The sequence below is a fragment of the Thiobacillus thioparus DSM 505 genome (assembly GCF_000373385.1).
Lineage (GTDB): Bacteria > Pseudomonadota > Gammaproteobacteria > Burkholderiales > Thiobacillaceae > Thiobacillus > Thiobacillus thioparus.
Map to the genome: position 1 here is coordinate 461,604 of NZ_KB891316.1, position 13,675 is coordinate 475,278.

16 protein-coding genes are annotated in these 13,675 nt (G+C 64.3%); 1 reads left to right on the forward strand and 15 read right to left on the reverse strand.

Features of this window, described 5'->3' with window-relative positions:
• Positions 1-155: 155 nt before the first annotated feature.
• From queC to B058_RS0102485, 14 genes are all read right to left on the reverse strand, one after another.
• Positions 156-836 carry a 7-cyano-7-deazaguanine synthase QueC gene (gene queC / locus B058_RS0102420; protein ID WP_018506875.1) on the reverse strand — a complete coding sequence of 227 codons (681 nt, stop codon included), beginning with the start codon at positions 834-836 and terminating at the stop codon, positions 156-158.
• Entirely contained in the window at positions 833-1,459 is a 627-nt protein-coding gene (gene queE, locus B058_RS0102425; RefSeq protein ID WP_026240575.1) for a 7-carboxy-7-deazaguanine synthase QueE, read from the reverse strand. Before queE ends, queC begins: the two co-directional genes overlap by 4 nt.
• Positions 1,460-1,677: 218 nt before the next feature.
• Positions 1,678-2,502 (reverse strand): tol-pal system protein YbgF, encoded by an 825-nt coding sequence (gene ybgF, locus B058_RS0102430; protein WP_245539240.1) that lies wholly within the window; start codon positions 2,500-2,502, stop codon positions 1,678-1,680.
• A 2-nt stretch (positions 2,503-2,504) separates the two neighbouring features.
• Positions 2,505-3,065, reverse strand: a complete 561-nt coding sequence (pal, locus tag B058_RS0102435) for a peptidoglycan-associated lipoprotein Pal (RefSeq protein ID WP_018506878.1) — start codon at positions 3,063-3,065, stop codon at positions 2,505-2,507.
• Between the two features lie 121 nt (positions 3,066-3,186).
• A complete protein-coding gene (gene tolB / locus B058_RS0102440; RefSeq protein WP_040723230.1) occupies positions 3,187-4,473 on the reverse strand; it encodes a Tol-Pal system beta propeller repeat protein TolB in 1,287 nt (428 codons plus the stop codon).
• A gap of 80 nt (positions 4,474-4,553) precedes the next feature.
• The gene (gene tolA / locus B058_RS0102445; RefSeq protein ID WP_018506880.1) at positions 4,554-5,396 is read right to left on the reverse strand and encodes a cell envelope integrity protein TolA; all 843 of its coding nucleotides are present in this window, start codon (positions 5,394-5,396) and stop codon (positions 4,554-4,556) included.
• Positions 5,393-5,803 carry a protein TolR gene (gene tolR, locus B058_RS0102450; protein WP_018506881.1) on the reverse strand — a complete coding sequence of 137 codons (411 nt, stop codon included), beginning with the start codon at positions 5,801-5,803 and terminating at the stop codon, positions 5,393-5,395. Before tolR ends, tolA begins: the two co-directional genes overlap by 4 nt.
• Before the next feature lie 3 nt (positions 5,804-5,806).
• Positions 5,807-6,505 (reverse strand): protein TolQ, encoded by a 699-nt coding sequence (tolQ, locus tag B058_RS0102455; protein ID WP_018506882.1) that lies wholly within the window; start codon positions 6,503-6,505, stop codon positions 5,807-5,809.
• Positions 6,502-6,903: a tol-pal system-associated acyl-CoA thioesterase gene (ybgC, locus tag B058_RS0102460; protein ID WP_018506883.1), complete on the reverse strand. Its 402-nt coding sequence runs from the start codon at positions 6,901-6,903 to the stop codon at positions 6,502-6,504. Before ybgC ends, tolQ begins: the two co-directional genes overlap by 4 nt.
• Positions 6,903-7,931 carry a Holliday junction branch migration DNA helicase RuvB gene (gene ruvB, locus B058_RS0102465; RefSeq protein ID WP_018506884.1) on the reverse strand — a complete coding sequence of 343 codons (1,029 nt, stop codon included), beginning with the start codon at positions 7,929-7,931 and terminating at the stop codon, positions 6,903-6,905. The genes ybgC and ruvB overlap by 1 nt, the downstream gene beginning before the upstream one ends.
• A gap of 36 nt (positions 7,932-7,967) precedes the next feature.
• On the reverse strand, positions 7,968-9,473 hold the full coding sequence (locus tag B058_RS0102470) for a sensor domain-containing diguanylate cyclase (protein WP_018506885.1): 1,506 nt from the start codon (positions 9,471-9,473) through the stop codon (positions 7,968-7,970).
• 8 nt (positions 9,474-9,481) lie between these two features.
• Positions 9,482-10,057 carry a Holliday junction branch migration protein RuvA gene (gene ruvA / locus B058_RS0102475; RefSeq protein WP_018506886.1) on the reverse strand — a complete coding sequence of 192 codons (576 nt, stop codon included), beginning with the start codon at positions 10,055-10,057 and terminating at the stop codon, positions 9,482-9,484.
• 13 nt (positions 10,058-10,070) lie between these two features.
• On the reverse strand, positions 10,071-10,586 hold the full coding sequence (gene ruvC / locus B058_RS0102480; protein WP_018506887.1) for a crossover junction endodeoxyribonuclease RuvC: 516 nt from the start codon (positions 10,584-10,586) through the stop codon (positions 10,071-10,073).
• 8 nt (positions 10,587-10,594) lie between these two features.
• Positions 10,595-11,326, reverse strand: a complete 732-nt coding sequence (locus B058_RS0102485) for a YebC/PmpR family DNA-binding transcriptional regulator (protein WP_018506888.1) — start codon at positions 11,324-11,326, stop codon at positions 10,595-10,597.
• Positions 11,327-11,347: 21 nt separating this feature from the next.
• Here B058_RS0102485 and B058_RS0102490 point away from each other — a divergent pair, with 21 nt between their 5' ends.
• Positions 11,348-12,358 (forward strand): ROK family protein, encoded by a 1,011-nt coding sequence (locus B058_RS0102490; protein ID WP_018506889.1) that lies wholly within the window; start codon positions 11,348-11,350, stop codon positions 12,356-12,358.
• Here B058_RS0102490 and B058_RS0102495 read toward each other — a convergent pair.
• Positions 12,355-13,671 (reverse strand): NAD(P)/FAD-dependent oxidoreductase, encoded by a 1,317-nt coding sequence (locus B058_RS0102495; RefSeq protein WP_018506890.1) that lies wholly within the window; start codon positions 13,669-13,671, stop codon positions 12,355-12,357. The two genes, B058_RS0102490 and B058_RS0102495, sit on opposite strands and share 4 nt — an antisense overlap.
• Between the last annotated feature and the right edge of the window lie 4 nt (positions 13,672-13,675).

Here is a 13,675-nt window from a genome sequence, read left to right on the forward strand (position 1 = left end):
AGGAAAGGGAAGTGCGGATTGCCGCCTTGCCCGGACAAATAGGCGGATTTTAATGCGTACGCGCGGAACCGAAGCTGGATAATAAATACCATTGAGCGCCTCCGCGCAAGTCCGCCCACAATCGATAGCCGGGAGACAAACAAGCCTCTCGCCGGCTAACGCGTTTCCTGCGCGTAGCGCGTTGGGTCGGGAATGCCCGCGGCGAGGAAACCCTCGCGCCGGAGGCGGCAGGAATCACAGCGCCCGCAGGCCAGGCCTTCGGCATCGGCCTGGTAGCAGCTCACCGTCTGCGCGTAATCGACCCCGAGCGCGGTGCCCTGCCGGATGATGTCGGCCTTCGACAGGGTTTGCAGCGGCGCATGAACCTGCAATCGCTCGCCCTCGACTCCGGACTTGGTCGCCAGGTTGGCCATGCGCTCGAATGCTTCGATGAACGCGGGGCGGCAATCGGGATAGCCGGAATAGTCGACGGCATTGACGCCGATGAAGAGGTCGCGCGCACCGAGCACTTCGGCCCAGGCGAGCGCCAGCGCCAGCATCACGGTATTGCGTGCGGGCACGTAAGTGACCGGAATGCCGTCGGTCGGGCTTTCGGGCACGGCAATGGAGACGTCGGTCAGCGCCGAACCGCCGATGTCACCCAATCCGAGGCGCATCACCCGATGTTCGACGGCGCCCAAACTCCTGGCCACGCGCGCGGCGGCGGCAAGCTCGGCCGTATGGCGCTGGCCGTAATCCAGGCTCAGCGCGTAGCAGGCATAGCCCGCTTCACGGGCAATCGCCAGCACGGTGGCGGAATCCAGGCCGCCGGAGAGCAGGATGACTGCGGGTTTCATGTGCCTGGCGTGTTGCCCCACAGGATCTTGTGCAACTGCACTTGCATACGCACCGGCAGGCGGTCGGCCAGAATCCACCCCGCCAACTGGGCGGGTGGCAGTTCACCCTGCACCGGAGAAAACAAGATAGGGCACACCTGCGCAAGCTTCTGTGCCTGGACGACCTCGCGTGCCCATTCGTAATCGGCACGGTTGGCCAGCACGAACTTGATTTCGTCACGCGACGTCAGGTGGGCGACATTCTCCCAGCGGTTGCGTGCCTCCTCGCCCGACTCCGGCGGCTTGATGTCGACGATGCGCGACACCCGCGGATCCACTTTGCTGACGTCGAGTGCACCACTGGTTTCCAGCGACACCGAATAACCGGCGTCACACAGCGCGGTCAGCAGCGGCAGACAGTTTTTCTGTGCCAGCGGTTCGCCCCCCGTGACGCAGACGGTCGGCACGCCATAGTCCGCTACCCGTGCCAACAGCGACGTCAGCGTAACGGTTTCGCCGCCCTGGAAACTGTAGGTCGTGTCGCACCAGCGGCAACGCAGCGGACAGCCCGTCAGGCGGACGAACACGGTCGGCAGGCCGGCTCGACTGGTTTCGCCTTGCAGCGACAGAAACACCTCCGTCAGGCGAAGCGTGGCTGTTGATGCTTTAGTATCATTAGTGCGTGGTTGTTGCCGACTTGTCGGCTCTACAGCCGCGGTCTCCCCTTTGTGCTCTTCAGGGTGCTCGCGGGGACACCCACGGCCTACCCCTTGCGGGTGGAGCGTGGCGGTCGGCGGCTGCGCGTCATGACAGTCATGGCCACCCTCCAGCGGCTGGAGCGTCAAGGACTCGGACACGGCGTTTACTTGATCGCAGCCAGCCGGCGCGCGGCAAGTTTGGCCGCCGGCGTACCGGGATGCTTGGCCACCAGATCCTTGAGCGTCTTGCGCGCAGCGGCCATGTCATTCAGTTCGATCTGGTTGGTGGCGACATTGAGCAGCGCATCGGGTACCTTGGGGCTGTCGGGATAGGTCGCCACGAGCTTTTGCTGATGCGCCAGCGAGGTCTTGTAATCCTTCAGCGCGTAATACGAATAGCCAACCCAATACTGCGCGTTGGCTGCCAGCGCGCTCCCCGGATAGGCCTTGAGGAAGCTCTTGAAACCGGCGATGGCGTCTGTGTACTTGGCGTCGCGAAACAGGGCGAGCGCGCCTTCGTAACTGCGGGACTCGGCCAGCGGATCGGCTTGCGCAGATCCGTCTGCTGTTGGCTTGGCTACCGCTCCGGAAGCAGCCTGCGAGTCGGGTGCAACTGGTTGCGCCGCATCAGCCGCCGGCACCGGCTTGGCCGCCTTGGCGAGCTCGACAATGCGCTGATCGAGATCGGCATACAAGTCGTTCTGTCGTTTGCCCAGCGTGTCCAGCTGATTCGCCTGGACCTCGGACTGGCCGCGCAGCCTGGCCACCTCGGCCTTGAGCGCTTCCACATCCTTCAGCATATCCAGCATGGACTGATTTTGCTGTATTGACTGCTCCAGCTTGGCCAGCCGCGCATCGAGCGCCTCCACGCGCTGCTGCAATGCCTGCATCTGACGGGTCACTTCCTCGTCATTGCCGAACAGTGCCGCCCATGCCGGCTGCGCCAGCATGAGCATCGAAACGAGGATCAGCCCATTACGTCGAAGCAAGGTCATTTCTCGTCGCTATACACCACGTCGGTGCGACGGTTTTCGGCATACGCTTCTTCGGTATGGCCTTCGTTGCGCGGTTTTTCCTCGCCAAAGCTGATCGCTTCCATCTGCGCGTCGCTTACGCCCAGTACGGCCAGCGCCTTGCGCACGGCCTCAGCGCGCTTCTGTCCCAGTGCCAGGTTGTATTCGCGGCTGCCGCGCTCGTCGGCATTACCCTGCAGGATCACGTGCGCATCGCGCTTCGACATCAGATAGCCGGCGTGCGCTTCGAGCATCGGACGGTACTCGTCCTTCACCACGAAACTGTCGTAATCGAAGAAGACACTACGCTTGGACAGGGGGCTGGCCGGGTTCTTGCGCGGATCGCCGGAATATTGGCCACCCATCGCATTGCCTGCGACGCCGCTACCGCCCACGCCCGTGGTTTCGGTGCCCTGGCCGGTACTTGCCGTGCCGGCCGTGCCGCCGGTGCGGTCTTCGACCGTCGCTTGCGTGCCGCCGGTCGTACCACATGCAGACAAGGTCAACGCAACCAGAATGGGCCATAAAATCTTGTTCATTTATCTCTCCTTATGAATAAATACAAAAATACAATCCGAATGAATACAATCCGACATGAGCGGTACTTGTCTACTCCCAGCAACCGCCCAACCGACATCCAACATCAAAAAATGCGCGTTTTCACGGGCCCCAGACCGGCTCGCGCGCATCCACACCCGATTCCGACAGGCGTGCGCGCGTTTTACCGTCCAGGCTCACCGTGCCGAGTATTCCTTGTTCACCCTGCACCGTGGCATACAACACGGCCTGGCCATTCGGGGCGAAGCTGGGTGACTCGTCGCGCGCGGTATCGGTCAGCACACGGGTCTGTCCCGAGGCCAATTCCTGCAAGGTCACGCTGAACCGCCCGCCGTCGCGGCTGATGTAGGCCAGATACCGTCCATCCGGGCTGATCGCGGGGGAGACATTATAGCTGCCATTGAAGGTCACCCGTTTGGCTTCGCCGCCGCTGGCCGCCATGCGATAGATTTGCGGGCTGCCACCCCGGTCCGAGGTGAAATACAGGGTTTGTCCGTCAGGGGAGAATACCGGTTCGGTGTCGATATTGCTGCCCCGCGTCAGACGCGCCAATCCACCGCCATCGGCATTGATCATATAAATCTGCGAAGCGCCGTCGCGCGTCAGCACGACAGCCAGCCGCCGGCCGTCCGGCGTCCATGCCGGGGCCGAGTTGGACCCCTTGAATGCTGCGATCTTGCGGCGTTGGCCATCCCTGAGCGACTGCACATATACGACAGGCTTCTTGTCCTCGAACGACACGTACACAATCTGGTTGCCGTCAGGCGAGAACATCGGCGAAATCACCGATTCGTTGGAGCGCACGACCGTGCGCGGGTTTTGTCCATCCGCATCGGCCACTCGCAATTCATAGCGACGGCCCTGCTTCTGTACGTAGGCGATGCGGCTGCTGAATGCGCCGGGAATGCCCGTCAGCTTCGCGTAGATGAGGTCTGCAATCTGGTGTGCCGTGGCGCGCCACTGGCCGGCCGTGATGGTGTAGCTGTAGGCCGCGAGCTGGGTCTGCTTGAGAACGTCAAGCAGATAGAAGCGGATCTCGAGACGGCCGCCCGGCTGCGCAGTGACCTGGCCAACCACCAGCGCGTCCGCGCCCTTGCCGCGCCAGACGCCGTAGTCGACCTGTGCGGGCACGACAGGCTGCGGCGCCCCGCCCACGTCCACCAGCCTGAACTGGCCGCTGCGATTGAGGTCGTCTCCGGCAATCTGGGTCAGTGCAGGGCTGGGCTGACCGGGCACGGCCTGAAACGGCACTATGGCCACGGCAATCTTGTTGGCCGCGCCCCCGATGACCTGGATTTCCATCGCAGCGCGCGCGGAAAACGGCGCACTCAGCAAGGCCAGACAGAACAGGGGAAACAACAGAACGGCACGCAGCATGGATACGGACATCGGGCTCACAAACGCTTTCTCGATTAGGCAGTCTAGCATAGGCTGCACGCGGCTCGGACCGCGTACCGGCCCGTCAAGGCCTACTCTTTGGGGCGGTGGACGAAGGAAAGTTCCGGGACAAACGCGGCGCGTGCATCGCGGTCACTCGGCAAGGGCAACGGTGAGGACTTTTCGATGGCGCGTACCACTGCATCGTCATACGCAGGATTCCCGCTGGATTTCGTCACCCGCACGCTCTGGACCTCGCCAGTGGGCAGCAGTTTCACCAGGCAACGGACTTCAGGATTGCCCTTCAGATTGTCGGGTAGCCGGGTGTTGCCCCGCACCTTGGCGCTGATCTGGTCGCGGTACTGTCCCACGACACTCGCCATCTCGGCCTGACGCTTGTTGGCTGCCGCCTGCGCCTGGGTCAGCCTGGCCAGACGGGCCTCGTTTGCCGCAGCCTCAGTCGCCACGCGCTGCTTCAGGTCCTCTTCTTCCATCTGCCGCAGCAATGCCTGCCGCTTCTGTTCGGCCTGTTGTTTCTCACGCCAGGCCTTGGCCGCTTCGGCCCGCGTCTTTTCTTCGGCCGCCTGCATGGCCTGCAGTTTTTTCAGGCGTTCGGCCTCAACCTTTTTCTTTTCCAGGGCAATGTCGGGCGTCTTTGGCGGCGGCGGTTCCTTTTCCACCGGTTTGGGGGCGGGTGCGACAGGCTCCGGTTTGGGCGCTTTCACGGGCGGCGGGCGAGGCGGGGCCGGAGGTGGCGGCGTGTCCGGCAAGGTTTCCCATAGATCGACCATGACTGCCTCTGGATGGTGGGTCTGCCATGACACGCCGAACACCAGCATCAGAACGAACAGCACATGCACTCCCACCGCCAGCGCAGCCGCAAGGAGGTTGGGAACGGGACGCGAACCAGGCGGGGCGTCTGCCGTGAAATTCATGGGGCCGGGCGGGCAAGCAGGCCGATACGCGTGATCCGGGCCTGTTGCAGGAGCGTCATCGTATGCATCACCTCCTCGTAGCGGACTTTCTTGTCCGCCGCGATCACCACCGGCTGGTCCGGCTGGGTGCGATGAAACGCGGCAATTTCATCAGGCAGCGCCGATTTCGCCACCACCCGTTCGCTGCCACCGGACGCACGGTCGCGCAGCAGGTATTCACCGGATTCCTTGATGATGATTTCGAGCGGTTTCTGCGGCGTCTGCGAGGTCTTGCCGACGCTCGGCAATTCGACCTGGGCCGGGTTGATGAATGGCGCGGTCACCATGAAGATCACCAGCAGCACCAGCATCACGTCGATCATCGGCACGACGTTGATCTGGGCGACCTGTTTGCGGGTCCGTGCCACGGGCTATACCGATTTGGCCGTCGCCTGCTGCCGCTGCAGGATGTTGGAGAACTCCTCCATAAAGCTTTCCATGCGGTTGGCCAGGCGATCGATGTCATGGGTGTAGCGGTTGTAGCCAACCACGGCGGGAATTGCCGCGAACAGGCCCATGGCCGTGGCGATCAGCGCTTCGGCAATACCAGGCGCGACCTGCGCCAGCGTGGCCTGCGCCACGCTCGACAGCCCCATGAAGGCGATCATGATGCCCCACACCGTGCCGAACAGGCCGACGTAGGGCGATACCGATCCAACGGTGGCGAGGAAGGCCAGATGCGACTCGAGGCCGTCGAGTTCGCGCTGGTAGGTCGCACGCATCGCGCGCCGGGTGCCGTCGATGACGACGTTGAGCGACAGTCCGGTCTGATGTCGCAGTTTCATGAATTCGCGAAACCCGGCTTCGAAGATGCGTTCCATTTCGCCCGCGCCTTCGCGCTCGCCGGCCACCCGCTGATAGATGGCGTTGATGTCGCCGCCACCCCAGAATTCGCGCTCGAAACTGTCGGTCACGCGCAGGGCCCGCTTGAGGGCGAACATCTTGATGAAAATGTACCACCACGACATCAGCGAAGCGCCTAGCAACAGTGCCATGACAACCTGTACCGGCAGCGAGGCATGGAGGACGAGATGAAACAGCGAGAGGTCTTGACCGAGTTCAGGGTTCACGTTGCGGGGGCCAATGCTTGAAGAATGGGCTCAGGTATTTTAACGGGTTTGAAACGTATCGCATCGACGCATGCAAGCGTCACGACGGCCTCTGCCAGACGGGTGGACCCGCGCATAAGTTCCTGTCGTACGCTGAGGCTGGCACGTCCGGCTTCGTGCAGCACTACTGACACCTCGAGCTGCTCGTTGAAGCGTGCCGGCGACAGGTAATCGATTTCCACCCGCCGCACCACGAACACGACGCCCGCCTCGTTGCGCAGGACATCCTGCTCGACGCCGAATGCGCGCAGCCATTCGCTGCGCGCGCGTTCCATGAACTTGAGATAGTTGGCGTAATACACGACACCGCCCGCGTCGGTATCTTCCCAGTACACCCGGACCGGCCAGACAAACGTCATCAGAACAGATCCGCGCTCGGTTCGGTGGGCGCAGCAAACCCAAGATGGCGATACGCCAGCGGCGTGGCGATGCGGCCGCGCGGGGTGCGCTGCAGATAGCCCTGCTGGATCAGGAAAGGCTCGAGCACGTCCTCGATGGTGTCGCGCTCCTCGCCGATGGCGGCAGCGAGGTTGTCCAGCCCCACCGGGCCGCCCATGAATTTCTCGACCACGGCCGACAGCAGTTTCCGGTCCATCACGTCGAGCCCGGCGCGATCCACATCCAGCATCACCAGCGCCGCATCGGCTACCGCACCGGTGGCCTGCCCGTCCGCCTTGACGTCGGCATAATCGCGCACCCGGCGCAGCAGACGGTTGGCGATGCGCGGCGTGCCGCGCGAACGGCGGGCGATTTCCAGTGCGCCGGCCTCATCCAGATTCATCTGCAGCAACCCCGCCGAGCGGTGGACAATGAAGCCCAGTTCTTCCGCGGAATAGAACTCCAGCCGCGCAACGATGCCGAAACGGTCGCGCAGCGGGTTGGTCAGCATGCCGGCCCGGGTGGTGGCGCCGACCAGGGTGAACGGCGGCAGGTCGAGCTTGACCGAGCGCGCCGCCGGGCCTTCGCCGATCATGATGTCGATCTGGAAATCCTCCAGCGCGGGATACAGCACTTCCTCGACCACCGGCGAGAGACGGTGGATTTCGTCGATGAAGAGGACGTCGTGCGGTTCCAGGTTGGTCAGCAGCGCCGCCAGGTCGCCCGCGCGCTCGAGCACCGGGCCCGAGGTCTGGCGCAGGTTGACGCCCATCTCGCGCGCGATGATGTGCGCCAGCGTGGTCTTGCCCAGCCCGGGCGGGCCGAACAGCAGCACGTGGTCGAGCGCCTCGCTGCGCTTCCGCGCGGCATGGATGAAGATCTCGAGCTGTTCACGCGCCTTGGCCTGGCCGACGTATTCGGCCAGCGTGCGCGGCCGCAGCGCGCGTTCGATCTGCTCTTCCTGTGGGCTGACGGCTGCGGGTGCGATGAGACGGTCGGTTTCGATCATGGAGCCGGAAACGGCGTTACGGAATACAATCGGATTCTACTCCGTGGCGTCTTCCCCCGGCGCCACGTCCTGTGCCAGTTGGCTCCGCCCGCGCGCTTTCGCGCGATAAAGCGCCCGGTCGGCGCGGGCAAGCGCGGCGTTGAGCGTGTCGCTGGCGGCACTGCCCAGCCAGGTCTGCCCCGCGCTGAGACCCGTATCCAGCTCGAGGCCGAAGGCATTCAGCTCGCTTCTGAAATGATCGCTCAGGCGCTGGTACCACGCGTTCACACCGGCGGCATCAAGCCCCGACAGGAGCACCGCAAACTCGTCGCCGGCCAGACGCGCGGCCAGATCGGCACGTCGGGTCAACGCTTTCAGCGACTGCGCCAGGGCCAGCAGGACCTGGTCGCCCACCCCATGCCCATAGCGATCGTTGACTCCTTTGAAATGATCGATGTCGAGCATGACCAGGGCGACGGCGTGCTGCCGCTCCGCGAGCCCCTGTGCCAGGGGAAAACGGGTCTCGAATGCGCGCCGGTTGGGCAGTCCCGTGAGCGGGTCGGTCAGGCTCAGATGCTCCAGCCGCGCACGCTGCTCCTGCACGTGCAAGGCGATCATGTTGATGTCGGCCGCCACCGTCTCGAACTCGATGTAGTGCGGCACGATGGTAGGGACCGGTTCGTCATGCGCCAGGGCCGTCAGGGCGTCGACTGTGGACACGATGTCGCGCAGCATGGTGTGGCGCAGCCGGATCATGGCGACGATCAGCACGCCCAACACGGCGCCCAGGGTCAGCAAGCCCGCCACCACCTGCCGCCAGCCGCTGCGCGTCAGCCATTGCACCGGGGTCTGCACGATCAGCGTCCAGTCCGTGTCTGCCACGGGCAGACGAATTTCACGCACATGACCGCTTATCTCGCCACGGCTGACAATTGTTTTCTCGCGTGCATCGACGAGCGCGGCGGCATGACCCGGCTGGATCGAATCATCGAGCACGCGCTGGAATTGTGCCAGGCGCACGCTCAAGAACACGCCGCCCAGCAGATCGCCCCGGGCGTCACGCACGGGTGCGAGCAGGTCGACATGCTCGGCGCCGGTGATCTCGCGATGGATCCGCGGACGGCCGTCCGTCAACGCGCCCGCGCGCTTCATGTCCTGACGGCAGGCCGGGCTGATGCGCAAGGACCCCGCGTCGCCCAGTACATTGCCGTGTAAATCGACCAATGCCACGCCCGATATCTCTGGCAGCAGCAGCTGGCGCGAACGTGCCCACTGCTGCTTTGGCTCGATCGTGCCGTTGCGCATCAGGCCGACCAGCTCGGGCGCGCGCGCCGAGTTATCGAGCAGCCTGCGGTAATACTCCAGTTGCCGCACCAGGCTGGTACGCGTCTGTTCGGCCTCATGCTGGATGAAGCGCTGCTGGTCCTCACTGCTGGACTCCAGGCTGAACCACAGGCTGAGGCCGATTCCCGCACCAAACATGCCTATCACGCTCAGCAGCAGCCATACCAGCTGGTGTTGCAGCGATGCCGACGGCCGATGTCGTGGAGCGGGCTGCGTCATGCGGGAATTCAGGTCTTGGACAAGGCCCGCAGCGCCTGTCGGATCGCCTCGCCCACCGGCAGGTCGGGGGGCAACTGGCGTACGGCCTCGGTGGTTTCGCGTTCGTTGTAGCCCAGTGCCAGCAGGGCCTGGCGCACATCGTCCGATACGCCGGGCGTTTCCGGGCTGGCGATCGCGCCCGCGAATACCGGCTTGCCCTTGAGTTCCAGCAGCAGACGCTCGGCGGTTTTTTTGCCGATGCCCGGGACTTTGACGATGCGGCCAATTTCCTGCGCCGCGATCGCCGCCGACAGATCGTTGACCGACAGGCCCGACAACACCGACAGCGCCGTCTTGGCGCCGATCCCAGAGACCTTCAACAGTTCGCGAAACGCCGCACGTTCGACTTCGCTGCCGAAGCCATACAGCAGATGCGCATCCTCGCGGATGGCCAGATGGGTGAGCAGGCTGATCTTCTCGCCGATCGGCGGCAGGTTGTAGAAGGTGCTCATCGGCACGTCGATCTCGTAGCCGACGCCGTTGACATCCACCAGCACCTGCGGCGGCTGTTTGGCGGAAAGGGTGCCGGTAATCCTGCCTATCATGTGGAATCCTTGTTCATACCAGTCGCCCGCCCTTGACGCGGTAGCCTGAGGTGGAGTGTGTGCCCAATCGGCTGCCATGTGCATGGGTGATGGCACAGGCCAGCGCATCGGCGGCGTCGGCCGTCGGCGCGACAGGCAGGCTCAGCAGGCGCTTGACCATCTCCTGCACCTGTTCCTTGGCGGCCTTGCCGTGGCCGACCACCGCCTGCTTGATCTGCAATGCGGTGTACTCGGCGACGATCAGTTCGCGCGACACCGCCGCGCAGATCGCCGCGCCGCGTGCCTGCCCCAGCAGTAGCGTCGACTGCGGGTTGACGTTGACGAAGACGATTTCCACCGCACAGGTATCGGGCCGGTAGGCGGCGATCACCTCGTTCAATCCGGCGAACAGCACGCCCAGCCGCTGCGGCAGGCTGCCCTCGCCGCTCTTGATGACGCCGCTGGCGACGTAGGCCAGCTTCTGGCCCGTCTGCTCGATCACGCCGAAGCCGGTGAGGCGCAGACCGGGATCAATGCCGAGGATGCGCAATGGGTGGATTACTCCGGCAAGACCGCGTTGGTGTAGACCTCCTGCACGTCGTCGAGGCTTTCGAGCGCGTCCAGGATTTTCTGCATCTTCACCGCGTCGTCGCCCGCGAGCTCGGTCTCGGCTTCCGGGCGCATGGTGATCTCGGCGACCGCCGGCTTGAAGCCGGCCTTCTCCAGTGCCTCCTTCACCGCTTCGAAGGCCTTGGGATCAGGCGAGGTCAACACTTCGATCGAACCATCCTCGTTGGGAATGATGTCGTCGGCACCGGCGTCGAGCGCGGCTTCCATCACCGCCTCTTCGCTCGCACCCGGCTCCAGGATGATCTGGCCGCAATGCTTGAACTGGAATGCCACGCAGCCGTCGGTGCCCATGTTGCCGCCGTGCTTGACGAAGGCATGGCGAACGTCAGCGACGGTGCGCACCTTGTTGTCGGTCAAACAGTCGACCATCACCGCGACGCCACCGATGCCGTAGCCTTCGTAGCGCGCTTCCTCGTAGTTCACACCTTCGAGCTGGCCGGTGCCACGCTTGATCGCGTTCTCGATGTTGTCCTTCGGCAAGGACTCGGCCTTGCCCTTCTCGATCGCCAGCCGCAGGCGCGGGTTCATCGCGGGATCGCCGCCGCCCATTTTCGCGGCGACGGTGATTTCCTTGATAAGCTTGGTGAAGATCTTGCCGCGCTTGGCATCCTGGCGTCCCTTGCGGTGCTGGATGTTGGCCCATTTCGAATGTCCTGCCATGTCGATTCCAACGCAAAAATAATGCGCAATTTTAGCACCCCGGCCCCGTCCCCCCGCCTCGGCGTCGACCTCGGCGGCACCAAAATCGAGCTCATCGCGCTCGACGCCGGCGGCGGCGAAGTCCTGCGCCGCCGCGTGCCGACCCCGCAGAATGACTACCTGGCCACCGTGGCGGCCGTCGCCGCGCTGATCCATCAGGCCGAAAGCGAACTGGGCCGACAGGGCAGCATCGGCATCGGCACCCCCGGTGCCATCTCGCCCGCCAGCAGTCTGATGAAGAATTGCAATTCGACCTGCCTCAACGGCAAACCCTTGCAGGCAGACCTCGAACGCGCCCTGAACCGCGAAGTGCGGCTCGCCAACGACGCCAACTGCTTTGCGCTGTCGGAAGCCATCGACGGCGCCGCAGCCGGCGCCACCAGCGTATTCGGCGTGATCCTCGGCACCGGCGTCGGCGGCGGCGTGATAGTGCGCGGCCACGCACTTGGCGGCGCCAATTCGATTGCGGGCGAATGGGGACATTCGCCGCTGCCCTACTTCCAGTTCGCCCATGCCCAGGCGGATCGCGCCGGCACCGGCCAGCATCCGGCCACCGGCGAGGCGATCCTGCATCCGTGGCCGAACCCGCGCGAGCTCGACGCCGCGCCGGCCTGCTATTGCGGCAAGAAGGGCTGCATCGAAACCTGGCTGTCGGGCCCGGCGCTCGCGGCCGACCATGTGCGCTATGGTGGCGAGGAATTGCCCGCACACGAGATCGTGCAACTGGCCAACGCGGGCTACGGCCCCTGCAGCGCCACGCTCGCGCGCTACGAGGAACGGCTGGCGCGTGCGCTGGCCGGCGTGATCAACCTGCTCGACCCCGACGTCATCGTGCTCGGCGGTGGGCTCTCCAACATCGCCCGCCTCTACGACACCGTGCCACGGCTATGGCCGCGCTACGTATTTTCCGATCGCGTCGATACCCGGCTGGTACCGCCGAAATACGGCGACTCCAGCGGGGTGCGCGGAGCAGCATGGTTGTGGGATGACTAATGCAGCTTGATGCGCGCCCGCGTTGGCGTGCTGATGAAATGGGCATAGGTCGTGAGCGAGGTCTTGAACCAGCCATGCAGTGCAATCTGGTGCATCTTGTGCAGCGACCAGTAGACGAAGCGCGCCATCACGCCTTCGATCATGATACTGCCGCCGGACAGTCCGCCCATCAGATTGCCGACCGTGGAGAAACGGCCCAGCGCGACGAGCGAACCGTAGTCGCGATAGACATATTCGGGAAGCGACCTGCCACGGAAACGCCGGCAGATCGATTTCACCAGCATCGAGGCCTGCTGGTGCGCGGCCTGTGCGCGCGGCGGGACGAAGCCCTTGCCGTCGGGCAGTGCACACGCCGCACAATCGCCGAAGGCGAAGATGTTGTCGTCGCGGGTGGTCTGTAGCGTGGGACGCACGATCAGCTGATTGCTGCGGTTGGTTTCCAGACCGTCGATGTCCTTCAGGAAATCCGGCGCCTTGATGCCGGCCGACCACACCATCATGCTGGCAGGGATGAACTTGCCGTCGGCGGTCAGCATGCCGTCGGCACGCACTTCGACCACCCGTTCCCGGGTATGCACCTCGACCCCCAGCTCGGCCAGGCGATCGGCCGCTGCGGCCGACAGGCGGGGCGGCAGCCCCGGCAGGATACGGTCGGACGCCTCGACGATCAGCAGTTTCAGGCTCTTGTCCGGCTCGATGTGATCCATGCCGTAGGACGACAGCTCGCGTGTGGTGTCGTGCAATTCGGCCGCGAGTTCGACCCCAGTGGCGCCGGCACCGACGATACCGACGGTCAACTGGCCGGGCGCAACGGCCTCGGTCTGGGTGTTGGCGCGCAGACAGGCGTTGATATGACGGCGATGGAACTCGCGCGCCTGCTCCGGCGTGTCGAGCATGATGCAGTGTTCCTTCACGCCGGGCACGCCGAAGTCGTTGCCGACCGAGCCGACCGCAATGATCAGCGTGTCATAGCGGAAGCTGCGGCGCGGGATGATCTCGATCCCGTTCTCGTCCAATGTGGGTGCGACGCGGACTTCCTGGCGTTGTCGGTCCAGCCCGTCCATGCGGCCGAGACGGAACGTGAAATGGTGCCAGTGTCCCTGCGCCAGGTACTCCAGCCGCTCGGCATACGAATCGAGGCTGCCCGCTGCGACTTCGTACAGCAACGGCTTCCACAGATGCGAAGGCGAGGCATCGATCAGTGTGATATTCGCGCGCTTCTTGTTTCCCAGCTTGTCACCCAGGCGGGTCGCCAGTTCCAGTCCTCCTGCTCCGCCGCCCACGATGACGATTTCATGCACCTGCTGTTCCATTGCC